General features: G+C 71.7%; 3 protein-coding genes and 1 pseudogene. All 4 read right to left on the bottom strand.

Annotated features, from left to right (window positions below):
• Window positions 1–50 precede the first annotated feature (50 nt).
• Window positions 51–692, bottom strand: coding sequence for a DUF742 domain-containing protein (locus ACIQI7_RS38865; protein WP_401119581.1), 642 nt, complete (start codon window positions 690–692; stop codon window positions 51–53).
• 161 nt (window positions 693–853) lie between these two features.
• Window positions 854–1,267 carry a roadblock/LC7 domain-containing protein gene (locus ACIQI7_RS38860; RefSeq protein WP_030248297.1) on the bottom strand — a complete coding sequence of 138 codons (414 nt, stop codon included), beginning with the start codon at window positions 1,265–1,267 and terminating at the stop codon, window positions 854–856.
• 10 nt (window positions 1,268–1,277) lie between these two features.
• Window positions 1,278–4,631 (bottom strand): nitrate- and nitrite sensing domain-containing protein, encoded by a 3,354-nt coding sequence (locus ACIQI7_RS38855; protein WP_401119579.1) that lies wholly within the window; start codon window positions 4,629–4,631, stop codon window positions 1,278–1,280.
• Between the two features lie 414 nt (window positions 4,632–5,045).
• A pseudogene (locus ACIQI7_RS38850) lies at window positions 5,046–5,137 on the bottom strand (ATP-binding protein); the annotation flags it as partial.

Here is a 5,137-nt window from a genome sequence, read left to right as displayed (position 1 = left end):
CCGCGACGACGATCTTCGCGGAGGTGGTGGCGCGGGTGGGGGCGGCCGCGTTAGAGCTTGCGAAGTCCACTGAGGACCCTTTCGAGCAGCGTGACGTCGGGCTGGTTTCCGGTTTCGCCGCCGGAAGCGGGCTGGTGGATGGCGACCAGGCCGGCCTCGGCCAGGTCGGCCACGAGGATGCGGGCCACTCCCAGGGGAAGGGAGAGCAGCGCCGACACCTCGGCGACGGACTTGACCTCCGTGCACAGCGTGCAGATCCGCTGGTGCTCGGGGAGCAGGGTGGCCAGGCGCTGCGGGTCGACGTCGGCGGAGACCAGGGCCTCCAGCGCGAGTTCGTAGCGCGGCCGGGTCCGGCCACCGGTCATCGCGAACGGCCGGATCAGCGGGCCGGAGTCGGGTTCGTCCTCGAACTCCTCGACGTGGCCGGGCTCCTGGGCGGGCGAGTACCCGGGGGCCGGCTCGGGCGCCGGGGCCGGGTAGCCGGGGGCCGGGGCGCCGTACGAGGGCTGCCGGGCGTACTGGTCGTACTGGCCGTACTGCTCCTCGGGCCGGGGGTACGGCTGCTGCTGCTGTCCGTACTGGTGCCGGCCGTACTGCTGACCGTGGCCGACGCCGGGTGCTCCGAAGGCGTCATGGCCTGTGCCAGGGTACGGAACGCCGTACTGGCCGCTGCGGTCGTCGGGCGGTGTCACGGTTCCTCTCCTCACAGGGTGCGGCGGTGCGGTGCGAGCTTCGGCGCAGGTCCGGAGCCGGTGGTGCGAAGGCCGTACAACGTCCGAACCCGAGCCCGCCGAAGCGGGCCCGGGAAGGACGCGGAGGTACTTCGAATACCTGGACGGTATCCGACGAACCGTCAGTGCAGGAGACTGCCCTGGAGTTCCGCGCGGAGAGCGGGGGTGAGGACGGCGCCGGCGCGGTCGACGAGCAGGGCCATCTCGTAGCCGACGAGGCCGATGTCGGAGTCGGGCGCGGCCAGGACGGCGAGCGCCGAGCCGTCGCTGACGGCCATCAGGAACAGGAAGCCCCGCTCCATCTCGACGACGGTCTGGTTGACCTCGCCGCCCTCGAAGATCCGGCTGGCGCCGGAGGTGAGGGAGGTGAGGCCGGAGGCGACGGCGGCGAGCTGGTCGGCACGGTCGCGCGGGAAGCCCTCGGACATGCACAGCAGGAGGCCGTCCGCGGAGACCACCACGGTGTGGGACACCCCGGGGGTGTTGTCCACGAAATTGGTGATCAGCCAGTTCAGGTTCTGTGCGGCCTGGCTCATCTGAGTCAACTCAACGCTCCTGGTGGTTCGAGCCGCCGAAGAGATCGGTGCTCCGGTTCTGTCCGTTGCCGGACTGGTCTACCTGATCGGGGTCGATCCGGAAGCTTCCGGTGTTACCGGCGCTGCGGCCCTGCTCCACGCCGCGGCGCAGGTTGGTGAGGCGGCCACGGACCTCCTCCGGGCTGCGGGAGACCTGCGGCCCGTCCTGCGGGGTGGACTTGGCGTTGCCGGGCACCAGGTTCTGCTTGGGCACGCGGCGCGGCAGACCGGAGCCGGTGGTGCCGCCGGAGGCGGGCTCGCGCAGCTGCTCGGCCCGCTGCCAGTCGCCGTCGTTCGGCGACTGCCAGGGGCTGGCGGTCGGGCCGGTCGGGCCGTATCCGCCGAGCGAGGACACGTCGTGGCCGCGCTGGTCCGAAGGCGTCGAGGAGGTGTCCTTGGCGCCGGCGAACCAGTTCGGGCTGTCGCCGGACGGGCTGCCGGCCGGAGCGGCGGGGAGCCCGCCGCCGGCCAGCTGCTCGCCGGGGCGGCGCTGCGGCAGCCCGGACGGCAGGGTGGTGCGCGGCGCCTCGGCGGCCGGCAGCGCGGGCGGCTCGGGGGAGTACGGGTGGCCGGCCGGGGACTCCTCGGCGGCCCGGCCGTACTGGTCGGCGTACTCGTCCTGCCGGTAGCCGCCCTGGTCGTAGCCGTACTGGTCGTCGGCGAAGCCCTGCTGCTGCTCGTAGCCCTGCTGGGGGTACTGGTCGTAGCCGTCCTGGGCGTACTCGTCCTGCTGGTAGCCGCCCTGGTCGTAGCCGCTCTGGTCGTAGCCGTACTGGTCGTCGGCGAAGCCCTGCTGCTGCTCGTACCCCTGCGGGGCGTACTGGTCGTAGCCCTGCTGGTAGTCCTCCTCGACCTCGGCGTCCACCACCGGCGTGTGCGGGCCGCTCTCCAGGGCCGCGCGGCGGACCTGGTCGAGGCGCTGCGAGCGCTGGACGGCCTCCAGGGCCGGGCTGAACCCGCTGGAGCCGGCGTTGCCGGTGCCGGTGAGGTGGTCGTCGAAGCCGAGCTCGGCCGCGCTGCGGGCGCGGGAGTCCGGCGCCCACTCGGCGGTCGGCTCCTGCTCGGCGAAGATCCGGGAGACGGTGAACTGCTCGTCGGGCTCCGGCGCCGCACCCGACTGGGTGACGAACGGCGGGAGCATGACCAGCGAGGTGGTGCCGGCGGACTCGCCGGACGGGCGGAGCTGGACGCGGACGTCGTGCCGCTGGGACAGCCGGCCGACCACGAACAGGCCCATGCGGCGGGAGATGGTGGCGTCCACCGTGGGCGGCTCGGCCAGCTTCTCGTTGATCTCCGCGAAGTCCTCGGCGGTGAGGCCGATGCCCTTGTCGTGGATCTCGACCAGCACCCGGCCGTCCGGCAGGCGGGTGGCGTTGACCAGCACCCGGGTCTGCGGGCTGGAGAACGAGGTGGCGTTCTCCAGCAGCTCGGCGAGCAGGTGGACGAGGTCGGTCACGGCGGCGCCGACGACGTCGACCTCCGGGATGCCGGAGAGCTCGACGCGCTCGTACTGCTCCACCTCGGAGGCGGCGGCGCGGAGCACGTCGACCAGCGGGACCGGGGTGTTCCAGCGGCGGCCGGCCTCCTCGCCCGCGAGGACGAGCAGGTTCTCGCCGTTGCGGCGCATGCGGGTCGCGAGGTGGTCCAGCTTGAAGAGGTTCTCCAGCTGGTCCGGGTCGGCCTCGTTGTTCTCCAGGTCGGTGATCAGCGCCAGCTGGCGCTGGATCAGGCTCTGGCTGCGGCGCGACAGGTTGGTGAAGATCGCGTTGACGTTCCCTCGCAGCAGGGCCTGCTCGGCGGCGAGCGCCACGGCCTGCTGGTGGACCTGGTCGAACGCCCGGGCGACCTCGCCGATCTCGTCCTTGCCGTGCAGCGGGATCGGGGCCACCGAGGTGTCGACCCGGTCGGGGTCGGTCTTGGAGAGCTTCTCGACCAGGTCCGGCAGGCGGTGGTCGGCGATCTCCAGGGCGGCGCTGCGCAGGGTGCGCATGCCGAGGATCATCGAGCGGGCCACGTAGCCGGTGAGCAGACCGGCCAGGATCAGCGCCGCGACGACGATGATCGTGTTGAGGATGGCGTCGTAGAGCGCGTTGTCCTTCAGGGCGCGGGAGTCGGTGAGGACGTCGTCCAGCAGCGCGACTTCGGTGTCCCGCAGGGCCTGGATGTGGGTGTTGGCGGCCTGGTTCCAGTTGTCCGGGGTCAGACCGGCGGCCTTCGCCTCGGCGAACGCGGCGTCGGCGGCGGCCTTGCCCTTCAGCTGGCCCTCCGAGGCGGCTTGGCTGTACGAGGCGGCCAGGGCCAGCAGGCCCTGCATGGTGGGCGCCGCGCCGTTGGGCATCTTGTAGGCCGAGCGCTCCTGGGAGGTGGCCAGGGCGACCTGCGCGTCCGAGTACTTCTTGGCGTCCTCGGGGGCGCTACCGGTCTTGAACTCGTTGAGGGAGACCTGCTCCAGCTTCTCCGCGAGCACGATCTGCTGGGTCGCGTCGACGTTCTCGTACCGGGTGGTGCCGTTCTGCGCGATGCCGACCAGCAGGCTCAGCATCAGCGAGCGCTGGGTCGAGGCGGACGCCTTGGCCAGCGACATCGCGTAGATCGCGCGGCCCTTGCTGGTGGCGTTGGTGGAGCCCAGGCCGACCGAGTTGTCGTACGCCAGCAGCGGCGCGAACATCGTCGAGTAGGCGTTGGCGGTCGCGCTGATGAACAGCTCGGGGCCGTACGCGTTGGCCCGCAGGTGCGGCAGGTCGACCACGAGGGACTGGAAGGCGTCGTGGCGGCGGGGCAGCTCGCCGGACTTGTCGGAGGCCTCGTAGGCGGCGTTGTAGGCCTTCAGCGCGGCGTCGGTGTTGTTGCGGCGCTTGGTGACCTCGTTGTTCGGGTCCTGCTTGGTGAGCAGGGGTATGAGCGTCTTGTCGCGCTCGTTCTCCAGCGCCTCGGCGAGTTCGGTCGCCGCCTTGGCCAGCTCCGCGGTCTTCTCGGCGCGCGAGGCCTTGATGTAGCCGTCGACCGAGGTGTTCACGCGCAGACCGCCGAAGACGAGACTGATGATCACGGGGATCAGCAGGATCGCGATCAGGCGGGTGGGTACGCGCCAGTTGCGCGGGCGGAGGAAGTCGTACCGGCTGGAGCCGCCGTCGTCGCCCGACGAGCCGCCGCTGCGGGGCGTCGTGGGCGCGGACTGGGGCCCGGCGGCCGGGACGGGGGTCGGGCCGCGTTCCTCGGTGGGAGTGAACGCGGAGAACCCGGCCGGGTCCCCCGGGGTACCGTTCGGCTCGCTCTGGCGGGGCTCGGAGCGCCGCTGCGGGGCGGGTTGCTGCTTACGCCTCACTCGACAACTACCTCTCGGCCGACTGCCGGCCATGGATCAATCCAGCGCTACCCCGGGGCTCCGATCGGCCGCAGGACGGGCCGGCGCAGGAGACATCCAGGGGTAGCTGGAATTTCAGCACGTGCAGGGATGGGGGACAAACAGCCGCCGTCCGGCACCCGCGTCGGCACAATCCGGACAATCACCGACATCACGGAGCAAAACCGTGGTCACCTGGCGCTGAGTGACGCTGTTTCGCCACGCTGAGTCATTGTTGATCACAAAATGCCTACCGAACTGTTATCCGCTGCTTATACACGGGTCTTGCGCGGGCCCCCCGGGGGACACCGGCCGGTAAGCGCCGCGGCCCCGACGGCCCGTCGTCCGGACGGGCCGTCGGGGCTGGGCGGCTGCTCGTGGACCCGCCGCTCCCGCTCAGCGGAGCCGGGCGAGGAGGGCGTGTTCGACGAGGGTGATGAGGGCGCTCTTGGCGCTGTCGCGGCGGCGGGCGTCGAGGGTGATGACGG

This window comes from Kitasatospora sp. NPDC092039 (assembly GCF_044756065.1).
GTDB lineage: Bacteria > Actinomycetota > Actinomycetes > Streptomycetales > Streptomycetaceae > Kitasatospora.
The sequence above is the reverse complement of the archived record's forward strand: the minus strand, read 5'-3'. Positions and strand labels throughout refer to the sequence as shown.